Below are 16,264 nucleotides of genomic sequence, written 5' to 3'. Positions count from 1 at the left end.
CCTCGAAGGCAGTGAACCGCGGTGAATATCGATACCCGAATCAAATTCCGTCATCTGCTGTGTTTTCTCGAAGTGGCGCGCCAGGGCAGCCTGGCGCGTGCATCGGACAAACTGGCGATCAGCCAGCCGGCGCTGTCCAAGACCCTCAAGGAGCTGGAAACCCTGCTTGCCGCGAGCTTGTTCGTGCGCAGTAAAAGCGGCGCGGCGCTGACCGAGGCCGGGGTGGCCTTTCTGCGTTACGCCGGTCCCAGCGTCCAGGCGCTGCGCGAAGGGGTCAATAGCCTGCGTTCCGGCGAACACGAGCCGGTCACCGCGAGACTCGGCGTGTTGTCGACCGTCGAAAGCGTGCTGGTGCCCGAGGTCGTCTGCCGGTTGCATGCCCGCCATCCCGCACTGGTGGTCAGCGTGGTGACCGGGCCGAGCGCATACCTGTTGTCGCGGCTGCGGGTCGGCGAGCTGGACCTGGTGGTCGGACGCATGACCGACAGCCCGCAGATCCTCGGGCTGGCATTCGAGCATCTGTACAGCGAATCCATGACCCTGGTGGTGCGCAGCGGCCATCCGCTGTTGGCCGATCCGCTGGCGCATAAAAACCTCGAAGACTACCCGTTGGTGTTGCCGTTGGCGGGGACGACGATTCGCCAGTTCGCCGACAGCCTGTTTGTGCAGCACGGCATCAGCCCGCCGCGTCAGCGTCTGGAAACCCTGTCATTGACCCTGAGCCGGCGTTACGTGCAATGCAGCCAGGCGATCTGGGTCGCGCCTTTCGACGCGGTCAGGCAGGACCTGAGCCGGGGTGAGCTGGTAGAGCTGGACCTGGGGATGCGCGAACCGGGTGGTTCGGTGGGGCTGTGCAGCAATCCGGCGTTGCCGATGCCACTGGCGGCGCAATGGTGTGTGGAGGTATTGCGCGAAGTAGGGCTGGAATATCGCGAGGGTCGTTATCCATAACCATTTGGATATGGATAAGGTTGGTTTTTTCAGTTTTGGCGGGGGCACTATCAAGGGAGACTGGGGGACAGACTGCTATCCAAGCAGCTTTTACCTCTAACAATAAGGAGCCCGACATGTCTGATGCGGACAACAGCCGCTTCGTCATTCGTGACCGAAATTGGCACCCCAAAGCCCTGACGCCTGACTACAAGACTTCGATCCTGCGTTCGCCGCGTCAGGCCCTGGTGAGCATTCCCCAGTCGCTGTCGGAAACCAGCGGCCCGGATTTCTCCCATCTGAAGATGAACCAGCACGATAACGATCTGCTGTTGAACTTCAACAATGGCGGCTTGCCGATCGGCGAGCGCATCATCGTCGCCGGGCGGGTCTGTGACCAGTACGGCAAGCCGGTCCCGCATACCCTGGTGGAGATGTGGCAAGCCAATGCCGGTGGCCGCTACCGGCACAAGAAAGACAGCTACCTGGCGCCCATCGACCCGAATTTCGGTGGCGTCGGCCGGGCCCTGACCGACCGTGACGGTCATTACAGTTTCCGTACGGTCAAACCCGGTCCGTACCCCTGGCGCAATGGTCCCAACGACTGGCGTCCGGCGCATATCCACTTCTCCATCAGCGGCCCGTCGATTGCCACGCGCTTGATCACCCAGCTGTATTTCGAAGGCGACCCGCTTATCCCGATGTGCCCGATCGTCAAGTCGATCGCCAATCCGGAAGCGGTGCAGAGCCTGATCGCCCGGCTCGATATGAGCATGGCCAATCCGATGGATTGCCTGGCTTATCGCTTTGATATCGTTCTGCGCGGCCAGCGCAAGACCCACTTCGAAAACCGCTGAGGAGGCACGCGCATGCCCGTTCAACTTCTGCCTGAAACCCCTTCGCAAACCGCTGGTCCCTATGTGCATATCGGCCTGGCGCTGGAGGCTGCCGGCAACCCGCCGCGCGAGCAGGAAATCTGGAGCGAGATGGCCAAACCCGGTGCGCCGGGCGAGCATATCCTGTTGCTGGGTCATGTTTACGACGGTAATGGCCATCTGATTCGTGATTCGTTCCTGGAGTTCTGGCAGGCCAACCACGAAGGTGTCTATGAAAGCGATTACAACCTGGAAAAGCCCTTCAACAGCTTTGGCCGCACCGCGACCACGGATGTCGGCGAGTGGACGCTGAAAACCATCAAGCCCGGCACGCTGAAGAATGCCGCGGGAGTACCCATGGCGGCCCATATCAACGTTTCGCTGTTTGCCCGGGGCATCAATATCCACTTGCAGACCCGCCTGTACTTCGACGACGAGGCCCAGGCCAATGCGCTCGATCCGGTATTGAATCTGATCGAACAGCCGCAACGCCGTGAAACCCTGATTGCCAGACGTTGCACGGTCGACGGCAAGCTGGCCTATCGTTTCGACATTCATGTCCAAGGCGAAGCGGAAACGGTGTTCTTCGACTTCTGAGGTTGTGGCTTGCGTGCAGTTGCAGGGCGCTTGTCGATGCAAGCGACCCGATAATAATAAGAAGAAGGAAATGTCTGTATGTCGTTATTCGCTCCTGTGCCCGTGACGGGCACGCTTGATGTTCAGCTGTTGATCAACACCAAACCACTGTCCAGCTATCAATGGCGGGTGGTGCTGCTGTGTTTCCTGATCGTCTTTCTCGACGGCCTGGACACCGCGGCCATGGGCTTTATCGCCCCGGCCTTGAGTCAGGACTGGGGCATCGACCGCGCCAGCCTGGGACCGGTGATGAGTGCCGCGCTGATCGGCATGGTCTTCGGTGCCCTGGGTTCCGGCCCCTTGGCCGACCGTTTCGGGCGCAAGCTGGTGTTGGTGGTGGCGGTGTTTCTGTTTGGCGTGTTCAGTCTACTGTCGGCCTACAGCAGCAATATCGACCAACTCCTGGCCCTGCGCCTGTTGACCGGCCTGGGCCTGGGGGCGGCGATGCCCAATGCCACCACGCTGCTGTCCGAATACACCCCGGAGCGGCTCAAGTCCTTGCTGGTGACCAGCATGTTCTGCGGTTTCAATCTGGGCATGGCCTGCGGTGGGTTCGTCTCGGCGAAGCTGATTCCGCTGCTGGGTTGGCACAGCCTGCTGATGCTCGGCGGGATCCTGCCCCTGGTGCTGGCCGTGGTGCTGTTGTTCCGGTTGCCGGAGTCGGCACGCTTCCTGGTGGTGCGCAATCGTGGTGTGGAACGGATTCGCCGGGTGCTGGCACCGATTGCACCGCTGGAGGTCGCGGCGGCCACTGGCTTCAGTGTGCCGGAACAGGCGGTGGTGCAGAGCCGCAACGTGTTGAAGGTGATTTTCTCCGCTACCTATAGCGCGGGGACCTTGTTGCTGTGGCTGACCTATTTCATGGGGTTGGTGATTGTCTACCTGCTGACCAGCTGGTTGCCGACCCTGATGCATGACAGTGGCGCGAGCCTGGAGCAATCGGCCTTTATCGGCGCGCTGTTCCAATTCGGCGGTGTGCTCAGCGCCGTGGGCGTGGGCTGGGCGATGGATAAATTCAATCCGCACAAGGTCATTGGCATTGCCTACCTGTTGGCCGGGGTATTCGCCTGGCTGGTGGGTCAGAGCCTGGGCCATGTCGGCGTATTGGCCGCCTTGGTGCTGTTGGCCGGCATGTGCATCAACGGCGCGCAATCGGCGATGCCGTCGCTGGCCGCGCGCTTCTATCCCACCCAGGGCCGCGCCACTGGCGTGTCGTGGATGCTCGGTATCGGTCGTTTTGGTGCGATCCTCGGGGCCTGGGCCGGGGCGACGTTATTGGGCCTGGGCTGGAACTTCGAACAGGTGCTGACCGCGCTGGTGGTACCGGCGACCTTGGCGACCCTCGCGGTAGTGATCAAGGGGCTGGTCAGCCATGCGGACGCGACCTGAGAGCGCCTCACCGTTTTTCATGAATCCTGGAGCTGTGGTTTGAACAGACCGACGAATCAACTTTTCGATGCCTATTTCACCCAGCCGGCGATGCGGGCGATTTTTTCCGATCAGGGCCGCTTGCAAGGCATGCTCGATTTCGAAGCCGCGCTGGCCCGTGCCGAAGCCGCCACCGGGCTGATACCCCAGGCGGTGGTTGGCGATATCGAAGCGGCCTGTCGCGCGCAGTTGTTCGATGTCGACGAGTTGGCCGTGGCCATCGGTAATGCCGGCAATTCGGCGATTCCGCTGGTCAAGGCATTAGGCAAGCAGATTGCCGTGGCCAACCCGACCGCTGAGCGCTATGTGCACATGGGGGCTACCAGTCAGGATGTGATGGACAGTGGCCTGGTGCTGCAGCTGCGTTCCGCCATCGAGCTGTTGGAGGATGATCTGGCGCGTTTGGCCGATGCGCTCGCCGAGCAGGCCATGCGCTACGCGAGCACACCGCTGGCCGGGCGTACCTGGCTGCAACAGGCGACACCGGTGACCCTGGGTATGAAAATCGCCGGTTGGCTGGGCGCTATCACTCGCCATCGCCAGCGCCTCGTTGAAATCAAACCGCGTTTGCTGTGCCTGCAATTCGGCGGAGCTTCCGGCAGCCTGGCGGCCCTGGGTGATCAGGCTTTCGCGGTGGCGGGAGCGCTGGCCGGTGAGTTGAATCTGAACCTGCCCGAGCAGCCCTGGCACACCCAGCGTGATCGTCTGGTGGAGTTCGCCAGTCTGCTGGGGATGATCGCCGGCAGCCTGGGCAAAGTCGGGCGCGATCTCAGTTTGCTGATGCAGACCGAAGCGGGCGAGGTGTTCGAGCCGGCCGCACCCGGCAAGGGCGGCTCCTCGACCATGCCGCACAAGCGCAATCCGGTCGGCGCGGCAGTGATGATCGGCGCGGCGACCCGGGCCCCCGGGCTGGTGGCGACGATGTTCAGCGCAATGCCGCAGGAACATGAGCGCAGCCTCGGTCTCTGGCATGCCGAATGGGAAACCTTGCCTGAGCTCTGCTGCCTGGTGTCCGGCGCGCTGCAACAAGCGTTGCAGGTGGTGCCAGGGTTGGAAGTCGACAGCGGGCGCATGTTGCAGAACCTGGAACTGACCAAAGGGCTGGTGCTGGCGGAAGCCGTGAGCATCGCCTTGTCCCAGCGTATTGGTCGCGATGCGGCGCACCACTTGATTGAACAATGCTGCCGGCGTGCGGTGGCGCGGGGTGAACATCTACGCCAGGTGCTCGCGGCCGAACCGCAAGTGACCGCGCAATTGTCCGTCGGGGAACTGGACCGCCTGCTGGATCCGGCCCACTACCTGGGGCAGTCACAGCACTGGGTCCAGCGCGCGCTGGCCGAACATCACGCTTTCAAACCTTAGAAAAGGATCCTGCAATGGACGAACAACAACGTTACGAAGCCGGCATGAAAGTACGCCGCGAAGTGCTCGGCGATGCCCACGTGGATCGCAGCCTGGAACATCTGACGCCGTTCAATGGTGAGTTCCAGGAAATGATTACCCGGCATGCCTGGGGCGATATCTGGACCCGTCCCGGGTTGCCACGGCACACCCGTAGCCTGATCACCATCGCCATGCTGATCGGCATGAACCGCGAAGGGGAGCTGCGCCTGCATTTGCGTGCGGCAAAAAACAACGGTGTGACCCGCGACGAGATCAAGGAGGTGTTGATGCAGAGCGCGATCTATTGCGGCATTCCCGCGGCCAACGCCACCTTCCATCTGGCCGAGGCGGTTTGGGAGCAGATGGATACCCAGGCGTGAGGTAATGGTTGTGTATCTCCGGCGCGACTGACGCTGGCCCAGTCCCGGCGCCAGCCGCGGCGCCGGTGTTTATGCCTGGTAGACCTTCTTCAGCAGCCTGAGCAGCTCTGCGCGTTCCTGGCTGTCGAGGGCGGAGGTGGAGTCCAGGTCGCTCTCGGCGGCGATCTGTTTCAGCTCCTTGAGCAGGGTCTCGCCGGCCTTGCTGAGAAAAATCCCATAAGAACGCTTGTCCGGCTTGCAGCGCACCCGCACCGCCAGCGCCCGGCTTTCCAGTTTGTTCAGCAGCGGCACCACCTGGGGCGGCTCGATGGCCAGTGCCTTGGCCAGGTCGGCCTGCATCAGCCCGGGCGTCTGGTCGATGATCGCCAGGGCCGAGAACTGCGCCGGCCGCAGATCGTGGGCCGAGAGTCGCTCAATCAGATTCTGGAACAACTTCAACTGCGCCCGCCGCATTGCATAACCGATCAGGTCGTCCAGCGCGGCGTCCAGTGGCGCCTGGGTTTCGGCGTTGTCGGCAGGGGGCTCGGGGGCGGCGGCAATCTGGGAAGACTTGGCCATTGCGGGATGGATCCTCAGGCAGGAGGTTAAGAAGACTATCTAGTTTGCCGTGATTGATCGGGGATAGCCATGTTCTCTTGTGAATTTTCGCGAGCTGAAAAGCATGTGGTGAGATACAGAGGTTAAGTTAATTTTATTAATGGTTAATTGACATAACTATTTTTCAGGTTTAGCTTCTACCCATCTTCAAGCCCAGAACAAGAGAGCCCCGCCATGAGCAATTACGAAGGTCGCTGGACAACCGTCAAGGTCGAAATCGAGGAAGGCATCGCCTGGGTGATTCTCAATCGTCCGGAAAAACGCAACGCCATGAGTCCGACCCTGAACCGGGAAATGATCGATGTGCTGGAAACCCTGGAGCAGGATCCCGCCGCCGGGGTGCTGGTGCTGACCGGTGCCGGTGAAGCCTGGACCGCCGGCATGGATCTCAAGGAATACTTCCGCGAAGTGGACGCCGGCCCGGAGATCCTCCAGGAAAAAATCCGCCGCGAAGCCTCGCAATGGCAATGGAAGCTGCTGCGCATGTACACCAAGCCGACCATCGCGATGGTCAACGGTTGGTGCTTCGGTGGTGGCTTCAGCCCGCTGGTGGCTTGCGACCTGGCGATCTGCGCCGACGAGGCAACCTTCGGGCTCTCGGAAATCAACTGGGGTATCCCGCCGGGCAACCTGGTGAGCAAAGCCATGGCCGATACGGTGGGGCATCGTCAATCGCTGTACTACATCATGACCGGCAAGACCTTCGGCGGGCAGAAAGCCGCCGAGATGGGGCTGGTCAACGAAAGTGTGCCGTTGGCGCAACTGCGTGAAGTCACCGTGGCGCTGGCGCGCAACCTGCTGGAGAAAAACCCGGTGGTGCTGCGCGCCGCCAAGCACGGTTTCAAGCGCTGCCGCGAACTGACCTGGGAGCAGAACGAGGATTACCTGTACGCCAAGCTCGATCAGTCGCGTCTGCTGGACACCGAAGGTGGCCGCGAGCAGGGCATGAAGCAGTTTCTCGACGACAAGAGCATCAAACCCGGCTTGCAGGCGTATAAACGCTGAAACACCCGGCCTACAGCCGGCGCATCCGGCTGTAGGCCGCGCTTTTACCGCTTGAATGTATTCCCGATAAAGACAATAAAGAGGAATCACCATGCTGGACGTGCCCCTGCTGATCGGCGGCCAGTCGTGCCCCGCCGGCGGCGATCAAACCTGCGAGCAAGGTCATCCGGTGACCGCTGAACTCGTGTCGCAGGTGGCCGCCGCCGCCCTGGAAGATGCCGATGGCGCCATGGGCGTGGCCAGTACGCCACGTTACCGCCAAGTGTCCATCGGCCATCCCGCGGTCGAGGTCAGCGAAGAGCAGGGCATCCTGTCGATGCGCTCCCTCGAACCCCTGGCCGAGTTGCCCAAGCGTTTGCTTGACCGTCTGCTGCATTGGGCCGAGGTGCGGCCGCAACAAACCTTTGTTGCCGCGCGCGAGGATCACGGTGGCTGGCGGCACGTCAGTTACGCCGAGATGCTCGGCAGCGTCCGCGCCATTGCCCAAGGCCTGCTGGGTTATGGTCTTTCGGCCGAGCGGCCGCTGGCGATACTTTCGGGTAACGACATCGAGCATCTGCAGATTGCGCTGGGGGCGATGTACGCCGGTATTCCCTATTGCCCGATCTCGCCGGCTTATTCGTTGTTGTCGCAGGATTTCGCCAAGCTGCGGCATGTCTGCGATCTGTTGCAGCCGGGGTTGGTGTTCGTCAGTGATGTCGCCGCCTTCCAGCGTGCGATCGACGCCGTGTTACCGCTCGAGACGCCACTGATCAGCGTCCGTGGCGAGATGCCGGGACGCCAGCAGAGCCGCTTTGCCAGCTTGCTGCAAAAGCCCGGCGGGGCCGAAGCCGAAGCGGCGTTTGCCGCCACCGGGCCCGACAGCATCGCCAAGTTTCTGTTTACCTCGGGTTCCACCAAGCTGCCCAAGGCGGTGGTCACGACCCAGCGCATGCTCTGCGCCAACCAGCAGATGCTGTTGCAGACCTTCCCGGTGTTTGGCGAAGAACCGCCGGTGCTGGTGGACTGGTTGCCGTGGAATCACACCTTCGGCGGCAGCCACAATGTCGGCATCGTGCTGTACAACGGCGGCACCTTTTACCTGGATGACGGCAAGCCCACCGTCCAGGGGTTTGCCGAAACACTGCGCAACCTCAAGGACGTGTCGCCCACCGCCTACCTGACCGTGCCCAAGGGCTGGGAGGAACTGGTCAGCGCCCTGGAGCGGGACGCTGAGTTGCGCGAATGTTTCTTCTCGCGCATGAAGCTGTTCTTTTTCGCCGCCGCCGGTTTGTCCCAGCGGGTCTGGGATCGCCTGGACCGGGTTGCCGAAGCGCATTGTGGTGAGCGCATTCGCATGATGGCCGGGCTCGGCATGACCGAGGCGGCGCCGTCCTGCACCTTCACCACCGGGCCGCTGTCCATGGCCGGCTACATCGGTCTGCCGGCTCCCGGTTGTGAGGTGCGGCTGGTGCCGGTGGATGGCAAGCTGGAGGGGCGTTTTCGCGGGCCGCACATCATGCCGGGTTACTGGCGCGCGCCGCGGCAAACCGCCGAAGTCTTCGATGAACAGGGCTTCTACTGTTCCGGCGATGCGCTCAAGCTCGCGGATCCGCGGGACCCGCAACTGGGCCTGATGTTCGACGGGCGGATTGCCGAGGACTTCAAGCTGTCCTCCGGGGTCTTTGTCAGTGTCGGTCCGTTGCGCAATCGCGCGGTGCTCGAAGGTTCGCCCTATGTTCAGGACCTGGTGGTGGCCGCGCCGGATCGCGAGTGTCTGGGCCTCCTGGTTTTCCCCCGGCTGTACGAATGCCGAGGCCTGGCCGGTTTGGGCGCGGACGCCAGCGATGCCGAGGTCCTGGCCAGTCCGGCTGTGCGTCAGTGGTTCAGTGACTGGCTGCAACGGCTCAACCGCAATGCCACCGGGAATGCCAGTCGTCTGGAGTGGATCGCGCTACTCGACGAGCCCGCTTCCATTGACCGTGGTGAAATCACCGACAAGGGTTCGATCAACCAGCGCGCGGTTCTGCAATGGCGCGCTGCCAAGGTCGAGGCACTGTATCGCGGTGAAGAACCCTCCATCCTGCGTGCCGGACCGTTCCCATGAGCGGCGTGGGGCAGTATTCGAGCTTTGACGATGTCGCCGTTTTCGACGCCTTGCGCACGCCTTGGGTCGATCTCGGCGGGGCCTTGGCCCAGGTCTCGCCGATCGACCTGGGGATCAAGGTCGGACGCGAGGTGCTGGCCCGGGCTGCTATCGATCCATCAGCGGTGGACAGCGTATTGGCTGGCTCGATGGCCCAGGCCAGTTTCGATGCCTATCTGCTGCCCCGCCATATCGGCCTTTACAGTGGCGTGCCGCAAGGGATCCCGGCGCTGGCGGTGCAGCGCATCTGCGCCACCGGCTTCGAGCTCTTGCGGCAGGCCGCCAGGCAGTTGGACGACGGTGTGCAGTTGGCCCTGTGCGTGGCGGCTGAATCCATGTCACGCAATCCGATTGCCGCCTATACCCACCGCGACGGCTTCCGACTCGGTGCCACGGTGGAGTTCAAGGACTTTCTCTGGGAGGCGCTCTACGATCCGGCGCCAGGTCTGGACATGATTGCCACCGCCGATAACCTGGCCCAGCGTTATGGTCTGAGCCGTGAGGTGGTGGATCGCTATGCACTGGATAGTCATCAGCTGGCGCTGCAGGCCCAGGCCGGCGGCTGGTTTGTGCCGGAGCTGGTGGCGCTGGGCAACGAGCGCTTTGAGCTGGCCGGCTATCAAGCGCGGGGTATCCAGCTGCCACGAGGCGTGGACCGGGTGACTCGGGATAGTCACCCGCGGCCTACCGATCTGACGGCTTTGAGCCGGTTGCGCTCGGTGCATGACGGCGGTGTGCAAACGGCCGGTAACAGTTGCGCGTTGGTCGATGGCGCCGCGGCCGCTCTGGTGGGGCGGGCCTCGGCGGCCCGTCGTCCGGTGCTGGCCCATTTGCTGGCCTGTGCCGTGGTGGGCGTGGCACCGGAATTCATGGGCATAGGGCCGGCGCCGGCGATCCAGTTGCTGCTGCGGCGCAGCGGACTGGCTTTGGCCGATATCGACTTGCTGGAAATCAACGAGGCGCAGGCGGCCCAGGTGCTGGCCGTGGCCCAGGCGCTGGGGCTGGATGGCGATCGACTCAACCGACGGGGTGGCTCGATTGCCTTGGGCCACCCCTTGGCCGCCAGCGGTTTGCGTCTGGTGTTGAGCCTGGCCAGGCAGTTGCGCGAGGGCAATCTACGTTATGGCATCGCGGCGGCATGTGTCGGCGGTGGGCAAGGCATGGCTATGCTGATCGAAAATCCCGAGTATCAAGGCTGAAGCAAGGTATCGCCGTGCTTGCAGGTGCGCTGCCTGATCGGTAAACAGCGCCCTGCAGTCAGCCCGGACCTTGCGTTACTATGGCGACCCACCTTTCTGGAAGTTGCCTGGATGAGTAAGCCCGGTCAAACGGTGCTGGTCGCGCTGCGCAAGATGATCGCCTCCGGCGAATTGGCGGCTGGCGAACGGCTGATGGAAAACCCCACGGCGGAGCTTTTCGGGGTCTCACGGATGCCGGTGCGCATGGCGTTCCGCACGCTGGAGCAGGAAGGCCTGCTGGTGCGTTTTGGCGGGCGCGGCTTTCAGGTGCGCTCCGTCAACCCCGATGATATTGCCGGTGCGGTCGAAGTGCGGGGCGTGCTCGAAGGTCTGGCGGCGCGCCAGACTGCCGAACGAGGGCTTTCCGAGGAAGCCCGGGCAGCCCTTGAACAGTGCCTGGCGCAAGGTGATCAACTGTTCGACAAGGGCTATGTGAGCATCGAGGACCTTGAGGTCTATCACGACCTCAACATGCGTTTTCACCAGGTGATTGTCGAAGGCAGCCACAACCCGGCCATCGCCGACGCCCTGGCGCGCAACGATCACTTGCCGTTCGCTTCGGTGACCGCCCTGGCGGTGGATCGTGACGACATGGTCCGCGAGTATCGGCGCTTCAACTATGCGCACCTGCAGCACCATGCGGTGTTCGATGCCCTGGTCAACCGCCAGGGCGCGCGTGCCGAAGCCATCATGCGCGAGCACGCCAACGCCACGCTGCGCTATGCCGAGATGTTCGGCTCGGCGGCGGCCGATGAGCGGATGAAGGTTATTCTCCGCTCTTGATTGCAGCCTTGCCGGCGGCACTGATGGGTAGCTGAGCACTGGCCTCGGACGGAGTCGAGGTGGGCCAGGGGGGGCTGACATCCAATTGTCATTTTTTGGTCGCGGGAACGCCATGTTCCTTGAGTAATGTCGCTCTCAATGAGATCGATCTCAAGCGAGCAAAAATGACCGATTTGAAAGAGGTTGCACAACTGGCCGGTGTTTCGCGGGCGACCGCGGCGCGAGCCTTTGCCTCCCCTGAAGTGGTGCGTCCGGCTACTCGGGAACAAGTATTCGCCGCAGCGCGTGAACTGGGTTTTCGGCCCAATCGTCTCGGCCGCCAACTGCGTCTGCAAACCACCAAACTGATTGGTGTCGTGGTGCCCAATCTGCTCAACCCGGTGTTCGCCGAGCAATTCCAGGCGATGGAGCGCGCTGCGCGCTTACGCGGTTACAACCTGTTGCTGGCAACCACCGACTACAGCAGCGAACGTGAAAGCGCTGTGGTCGAGGAATTGTTGCGTCAGCGCGTCGATGGTCTGGTCCTGACGGTCACGGACGCCGAGCGGAGCCGGGTACTGCAAAGCCTTGCCAGGGAAGACACGCCCTTTGTACTGGCCTACCACCAGCCCGGCAATCCTGACTACAGCAGCGTGTCCGTGGATAACCGCGCGGGCATGGCGCTGGCCACCCGTTATCTGCTGGAAGCGGGGCATTGGCGGATCGGCATGGTCGCCGGTCCCGCCTTGCAGTCCGACCGCGCTCGCCTGCGTTACGCCGGTTATTGCGATGCGATGCACGAGGCCGGTCTCGACCGCTTGCCGGTGATCGAAATGCCCGCCCACACCCAGGCTGACTTTGCCGCTATCGAGCCGTTTTTACACGGCCCGCAAGCGCTCAGTGCGCTGGTCTGTTCCAACGATTTGCTGGCAATCAGCCTGATTGCGCAACTGCGACGTAACGGCTGGAACGTACCTCGACAGCTCTCGGTCATCGGCTTTGACGGCATCGCCTTGGGCACCCAGATACACCCGACCCTGTGCAGCGTCGTGCAACCCATCGCGACGCTGGCTTATACCGTGATCGATCAGTTGCTGGCGCAGATCGCCGGCGCCGCACCGGCTTCCCATCGCCTGCCTTGTCATATCCGGCCAGGCGAAAGTACTCAGCCCTACGAGGAGACATTTGATGATCCGCATCAGTAAAACCCTGGCCGCATTGCTGCTGTGCGGCGTGGTCAACCTGGCGCAGGCCGCGCAAACGGCGATTTGCTACAACTGCCCGCCGGAGTGGGCGGACTGGGGCACGCAACTCAAGGCGATTGCCGATACCACAGGCGTGCAGGTTCCACAGGACAACAAGAACTCCGGCCAGTCACTGGCGCAATTGGTCGCCGAACAGGCCGCTCCGGTGGCTGACGTGGTGTATTACGGCGTCACCTTCGGCTTGCAGGCGCAAAAGGCCGGCGTGGTCGGCATGTATAAACCCAAGGGCTGGGAGCAGATTCCCGCCGGCCTGAAAGACCCGGAAGGGCACTGGTTTGCGATTCATTCCGGCACGTTGGGGATCATGGTCAACGTCGATGCGCTGGGTGGCTTGCCCGTGCCACAAAGCTGGAGCGACCTGCTCAAACCGCAATACAAAGGCATGGTGGGCTACCTCGATCCATCCAGTGCTTTCGTCGGTTACGTGACGGCGGTGGCCATCAACCAAGCCATGGGCGGCAGCCTGGATAACTTCGCTCCAGCCATCGATTACTTCCAGAAACTGGCGAAAAACGCCCCCATCGTGCCCAAGCAGACGGCCTACGCCCGGGTCTTGTCCGGTGAGTTGCCGATCCTGGTCGATTACGACTTCAACGCTTATCGGGCGCGTTACAAGGACAATGCCAACGTGGCGTTTGTGATTCCCAAGGAAGGCAGCATCAGCGTGCCTTACGTCATGAGCATGGTCGGCAATGCGCCGCATCGGGCGAATGCCGAGAAGGTGCTGGATTTCGTCTTGTCCGATCAAGGCCAGGCGTTGTGGGCCAAGGCCTACCTGCGGCCGGTGCGAGCGATAAAGATGCCTGCGGACGTCGCCGCCCAGTTCCTGCCGGACAGCGATTATGCCCGGGCAGGCGTGGTCGATTACCAACATATGGCGGCGGTGCAGGAAGTCTTTTCCGCACGTTATCTGAGTGAGGTCAAGTAAGTGACGGCTTCGCAACTCAACGCCCGGGAAGGCCGCGCAAGCTGGGCCTTCGTCCCACGCTTGCGGCCGACCGCTGCCTGGGCGCTGGCGCCGGCGGCAGCGGTGCTGTTCGCGTTCTGGTTACTGCCCCTGGCGCAACTGATAGTGCTGGGCGGGCAACGTCGCGAGGGCGGCGATAGCGGCTATTGGCAGGTGCTGAGCAGTGCGCAATACCTGGGCAGTCTGGCGCAGACCTGCATGCTGGCCCTGGTGGTGACCCTCGCGGCGCTGCTGGTGGGCGGCGTCAGCGGGGTGTTTCTCGCGCGCCAGCGCTTTTTCGGTCGTTCGGCCCTGGTCGCCTTGTTGACCTTTCCACTGGCGTTTCCCGGTGTGGTGGTCGGCTTTCTGGTCATCCTGCTGGCTGGTCGCCAAGGCTTGTTCGCCAGCCTTGGCCTTGAACTGGCAGGTGAGCGTTGGGTCTTTGCCTACTCGCTGACGGGGTTGTTTGTCGGCTACCTGTACTTCTCGATTCCACGGGTGATCCTCACGGTGATGGCGGCGTGTGAGAGCCTGGATCGCAGCCTGGAGGAAGCCGCTCATTCGCTGGGCGCGGGTCATTGGCGAGTGGTCTGCGATGTCATCGTCCCCGGCCTGGCGCCGGCGCTGGTCTCATGCGGGGCGATCTGCTTTGCCACGTCCATGGGCGCCTTCGGCACGGCGTTTACGCTGGGCACGCGGCTGAACGTAACGCCGGTAGCGATTTACAACGTGTTCACCAACTACGCCAATTTTGCGCTGGCCGCCGCGTTGTCGGTGGTGTTGGGCGTGCTGACCTGGATCGTTCTGTTGCTGGCCCGCACCTTGGTCAAACCCGCGAGGACGGTCTTGTGAGACGCTCAACGCTGTTTGTCGGGCAACTGCTTTTTACCTTGCTGGTTTGCGCTTTCATGCTGGTCCCGGTGCTGATGTCGCTGTTGGCCGGATTGACGCGTAATTATTTCCAGGGGATATCCAGCGGCCTCACGTTCGCCTGGCTGGTGCAAGTCTGGCAGGCGTATTCGCCCACCGTCTGGCTGTCCCTGGAACTGGCCGTGGCGTGTGCGCTGTGTGTCTGTGTGGTTGGCATACCGGCGGCTTATGCGCTGGTACGGCTGAACAATCGCTTCAGTCGCGCGTTCGAGGAACTGATGGTGCTGCCCGTGGCGATGCCCGGTTTGGCCAGCGCTCTGGCACTGCTGCTCACCTATGGTCAGTTTGGCGGGTTTCGCGGCAGTTGGTTATTCATTCTCGTCGGTCATGTGCTGTTCACCCTGCCGTTTCTGGTGCGTCCGGTGATGGCGGTGATGCAGCGCCAGCACCTGCCGGTCCTCGAAGAGGCGGCGGCCAGTCTGGGCGCCGGGCCGATCCGGCGTTTCTTCAGTGTGGTGCTGCCCAACTGCCGGGCTGGGATTCTGGCCGGTGTTTTGATGGTCGTCACCCTGTCGTTGGGTGAGTTCAACCTGACCTGGATGCTCCACACCCCGATGACCAAGACATTGCCGGTGGGCTTGGCCGACAGTTATGCCTCGGCCCGGCTGGAAGTCGCCAGCGCCTACACCCTTATATTTCTGCTGATGATCGTGCCGCTGCTTATTGCGTTGCAGGCCATCGGCAGCCGTCTTTCCCGTGGAGAAAAACGATGACCGGAACCACCATTCGCCTTGAGGGGTGTCGCAAGGCGTTCGCGGATGGCACCGTTGCCGTACATGATCTGAACCTGACCATCGAAGCCGGGGAAACCCTGGCGATCCTCGGTCCTTCCGGTTGCGGTAAAACCACCACGCTGCGCCTGATCGCAGGCCTTGAGCGCCCGGACGTAGGGCGGGTGATGTTTGGCGACAGCGACGTCACGCGCTTGCCCATCGAGCGGCGCGACGTAGGTATGGTGTTCCAGAACTATGCGTTGTTTCCGAACCTGGATGTGTCCGGCAACATCGTTTATGGCCTGAAAGTTCGCGGTCTGTCACCCGCCGAGCGCAACAAGCGCTGTGCGCAGTTGCTGGAACTGGTCGGGCTGGAGGATCACGGCAAGCGCCGTATCCACGAGTTGTCCGGTGGGCAGCGCCAGCGGGTCGCCCTGGCCCGCGCCCTGGCACCGCGGCCCAAGGTGTTGCTGCTCGATGAACCGTTGGCGGCGCTGGACGCACAGTTACGTGAGCGCCTGCGTGGCGAGCTGGATCAGTTGCTACGCGGTCTGGGAATCACCGCGGTGTTCGTCACCCACGATCAGGGCGAAGCCATGGCCCTGGGTGATCGCATACTGGTCATGGAGCACGGTCGCGTCGCGCAACTGGCCAGTCCGCGGGAGATTTACCAGCAGCCGGCCAATGCTTTCGTCGCCAGCTTCGTGGGCAACCTCAATGCCTTTTCGGTGATCGAACGCACGGCCGATGGTTTGAAAGTCAGCGGCGGCGAATTGCCATGGAACGGCGCCGGCCTGCCCACTACGGTGTATTGCCGCCCTGAGCATCTGCGGGTAATGGAATGCCAGGGGCACTTGCGCGGACGTCTTGTCGGTCAGTTTTTCCAGGGCGCGCAAAGCCGTCTGCTGGTGGATGTCGGCGCCGCACAACCCTTGTTGGTGGACAGCGCCGAGGGCGTCATCCATGCCACCGGCGCACTGATTGCCCTGGCTGTGCAACCGCAGGTGCTGTTCACCCTGTAATCCCAATGTCCTGGTTTCCAGAGAGCTTA

General features: G+C 62.5%; 16 protein-coding genes. 15 read left to right on the top strand and 1 reads right to left on the bottom strand.

Annotation, left to right across the window (positions count from 1 at the left end; genetic code table 11):
* The first annotated feature begins 21 nt into the window (after positions 1–21).
* From pcaQ to pcaC, 6 genes are all read left to right on the top strand, one after another.
* Positions 22–951: a pca operon transcription factor PcaQ gene (gene pcaQ / locus M5B96_RS09575; protein WP_248796433.1), complete on the top strand. Its 930-nt coding sequence runs from the start codon at positions 22–24 to the stop codon at positions 949–951.
* Between the two features lie 116 nt (positions 952–1,067).
* Positions 1,068–1,787: a protocatechuate 3,4-dioxygenase subunit beta gene (gene pcaH, locus M5B96_RS09570; protein WP_248796432.1), complete on the top strand. Its 720-nt coding sequence runs from the start codon at positions 1,068–1,070 to the stop codon at positions 1,785–1,787.
* A 12-nt stretch (positions 1,788–1,799) separates the two neighbouring features.
* Complete coding sequence (gene pcaG, locus M5B96_RS09565; protein ID WP_248796431.1) at positions 1,800–2,402, top strand: protocatechuate 3,4-dioxygenase subunit alpha; 603 nt, start codon at positions 1,800–1,802, stop codon at positions 2,400–2,402.
* A gap of 78 nt (positions 2,403–2,480) precedes the next feature.
* Positions 2,481–3,830: an MFS transporter gene (locus M5B96_RS09560; RefSeq protein ID WP_248796430.1), complete on the top strand. Its 1,350-nt coding sequence runs from the start codon at positions 2,481–2,483 to the stop codon at positions 3,828–3,830.
* Positions 3,831–3,869: 39 nt separating this feature from the next.
* Entirely contained in the window at positions 3,870–5,231 is a 1,362-nt protein-coding gene (locus M5B96_RS09555) for a 3-carboxy-cis,cis-muconate cycloisomerase (RefSeq protein ID WP_263859502.1), read from the top strand.
* A 14-nt stretch (positions 5,232–5,245) separates the two neighbouring features.
* Positions 5,246–5,632 carry a 4-carboxymuconolactone decarboxylase gene (gene pcaC, locus M5B96_RS09550; protein ID WP_248796429.1) on the top strand — a complete coding sequence of 129 codons (387 nt, stop codon included), beginning with the start codon at positions 5,246–5,248 and terminating at the stop codon, positions 5,630–5,632.
* A 69-nt stretch (positions 5,633–5,701) separates the two neighbouring features.
* Here the strand turns inward: pcaC and M5B96_RS09545 are convergent, their stop codons facing one another.
* A complete protein-coding gene (locus M5B96_RS09545) occupies positions 5,702–6,190 on the bottom strand; it encodes a MarR family winged helix-turn-helix transcriptional regulator (RefSeq protein ID WP_248796428.1) in 489 nt (162 codons plus the stop codon).
* Between the two features lie 213 nt (positions 6,191–6,403).
* On the opposite strand from M5B96_RS09545, the gene M5B96_RS09540 reads away from it, so the two are divergent.
* The 9 genes from M5B96_RS09540 to M5B96_RS09500 all read left to right on the top strand — a co-directional run bounded on the left by M5B96_RS09540 (position 6,404) and on the right by M5B96_RS09500 (position 16,235).
* The gene (locus tag M5B96_RS09540; RefSeq protein WP_248796427.1) at positions 6,404–7,234 is read left to right on the top strand and encodes a p-hydroxycinnamoyl CoA hydratase/lyase; all 831 of its coding nucleotides are present in this window, start codon (positions 6,404–6,406) and stop codon (positions 7,232–7,234) included.
* Between the two features lie 229 nt (positions 7,235–7,463).
* Entirely contained in the window at positions 7,464–9,320 is a 1,857-nt protein-coding gene (locus M5B96_RS09535; protein WP_248796502.1) for a feruloyl-CoA synthase, read from the top strand.
* Complete coding sequence (locus M5B96_RS09530; RefSeq protein ID WP_248796426.1) at positions 9,317–10,558, top strand: thiolase family protein; 1,242 nt, start codon at positions 9,317–9,319, stop codon at positions 10,556–10,558. The genes M5B96_RS09535 and M5B96_RS09530 overlap by 4 nt, the downstream gene beginning before the upstream one ends.
* A 111-nt stretch (positions 10,559–10,669) precedes the next feature.
* Positions 10,670–11,380, top strand: coding sequence for a GntR family transcriptional regulator (locus M5B96_RS09525; protein WP_248796425.1), 711 nt, complete (start codon positions 10,670–10,672; stop codon positions 11,378–11,380).
* A 164-nt stretch (positions 11,381–11,544) separates the two neighbouring features.
* Complete coding sequence (locus tag M5B96_RS09520; protein WP_248796424.1) at positions 11,545–12,564, top strand: LacI family DNA-binding transcriptional regulator; 1,020 nt, start codon at positions 11,545–11,547, stop codon at positions 12,562–12,564.
* On the top strand, positions 12,548–13,552 hold the full coding sequence (locus M5B96_RS09515; RefSeq protein ID WP_248796423.1) for an ABC transporter substrate-binding protein: 1,005 nt from the start codon (positions 12,548–12,550) through the stop codon (positions 13,550–13,552). The genes M5B96_RS09520 and M5B96_RS09515 overlap by 17 nt, the downstream gene beginning before the upstream one ends.
* Positions 13,553–14,422 (top strand): ABC transporter permease, encoded by an 870-nt coding sequence (locus tag M5B96_RS09510; protein WP_412548596.1) that lies wholly within the window; start codon positions 13,553–13,555, stop codon positions 14,420–14,422.
* Complete coding sequence (locus M5B96_RS09505; RefSeq protein ID WP_248796422.1) at positions 14,419–15,213, top strand: ABC transporter permease; 795 nt, start codon at positions 14,419–14,421, stop codon at positions 15,211–15,213. Before M5B96_RS09510 ends, M5B96_RS09505 begins: the two co-directional genes overlap by 4 nt.
* Positions 15,210–16,235, top strand: a complete 1,026-nt coding sequence (locus M5B96_RS09500; protein ID WP_248796421.1) for an ABC transporter ATP-binding protein — start codon at positions 15,210–15,212, stop codon at positions 16,233–16,235. The genes M5B96_RS09505 and M5B96_RS09500 overlap by 4 nt, the downstream gene beginning before the upstream one ends.
* The last annotated feature ends 29 nt before the right edge of the window (positions 16,236–16,264 follow it).

Source organism: Pseudomonas sp. MWU13-2105 (assembly GCF_023242315.1).
GTDB lineage: Bacteria > Pseudomonadota > Gammaproteobacteria > Pseudomonadales > Pseudomonadaceae > Aquipseudomonas.
Note: the sequence above shows the minus strand (reverse complement) of the source record. Positions and strands in the feature narration are given on the sequence as shown.

Bases quoted from the DNA above. Each gene is read 5' to 3' on its own strand.
- pcaH (WP_248796432.1), top strand. From the start codon at position 1,068: ATGTCTGATGCGGACAACAGCCGCTTCGTCATTCGTGACCGAAATTGG.
- pcaG (WP_248796431.1), top strand. From the start codon at position 1,800: ATGCCCGTTCAACTTCTGCCTGAAACCCCTTCGCAAACCGCTGGTCCC.
- M5B96_RS09560 (WP_248796430.1), top strand. From the start codon at position 2,481: ATGTCGTTATTCGCTCCTGTGCCCGTGACGGGCACGCTTGATGTTCAG.
- pcaC (WP_248796429.1), top strand. From the start codon at position 5,246: ATGGACGAACAACAACGTTACGAAGCCGGCATGAAAGTACGCCGCGAA.
- M5B96_RS09545 (WP_248796428.1), bottom strand. From the start codon at position 6,190: ATGGCCAAGTCTTCCCAGATTGCCGCCGCCCCCGAGCCCCCTGCCGAC.
- M5B96_RS09540 (WP_248796427.1), top strand. From the start codon at position 6,404: ATGAGCAATTACGAAGGTCGCTGGACAACCGTCAAGGTCGAAATCGAG.
- M5B96_RS09535 (WP_248796502.1), top strand. From the start codon at position 7,464: ATGGGCGTGGCCAGTACGCCACGTTACCGCCAAGTGTCCATCGGCCAT.
- M5B96_RS09530 (WP_248796426.1), top strand. From the start codon at position 9,317: ATGAGCGGCGTGGGGCAGTATTCGAGCTTTGACGATGTCGCCGTTTTC.
- M5B96_RS09525 (WP_248796425.1), top strand. From the start codon at position 10,670: ATGAGTAAGCCCGGTCAAACGGTGCTGGTCGCGCTGCGCAAGATGATC.
- M5B96_RS09520 (WP_248796424.1), top strand. From the start codon at position 11,545: ATGACCGATTTGAAAGAGGTTGCACAACTGGCCGGTGTTTCGCGGGCG.
- M5B96_RS09515 (WP_248796423.1), top strand. From the start codon at position 12,548: ATGATCCGCATCAGTAAAACCCTGGCCGCATTGCTGCTGTGCGGCGTG.
- M5B96_RS09500 (WP_248796421.1), top strand. From the start codon at position 15,210: ATGACCGGAACCACCATTCGCCTTGAGGGGTGTCGCAAGGCGTTCGCG.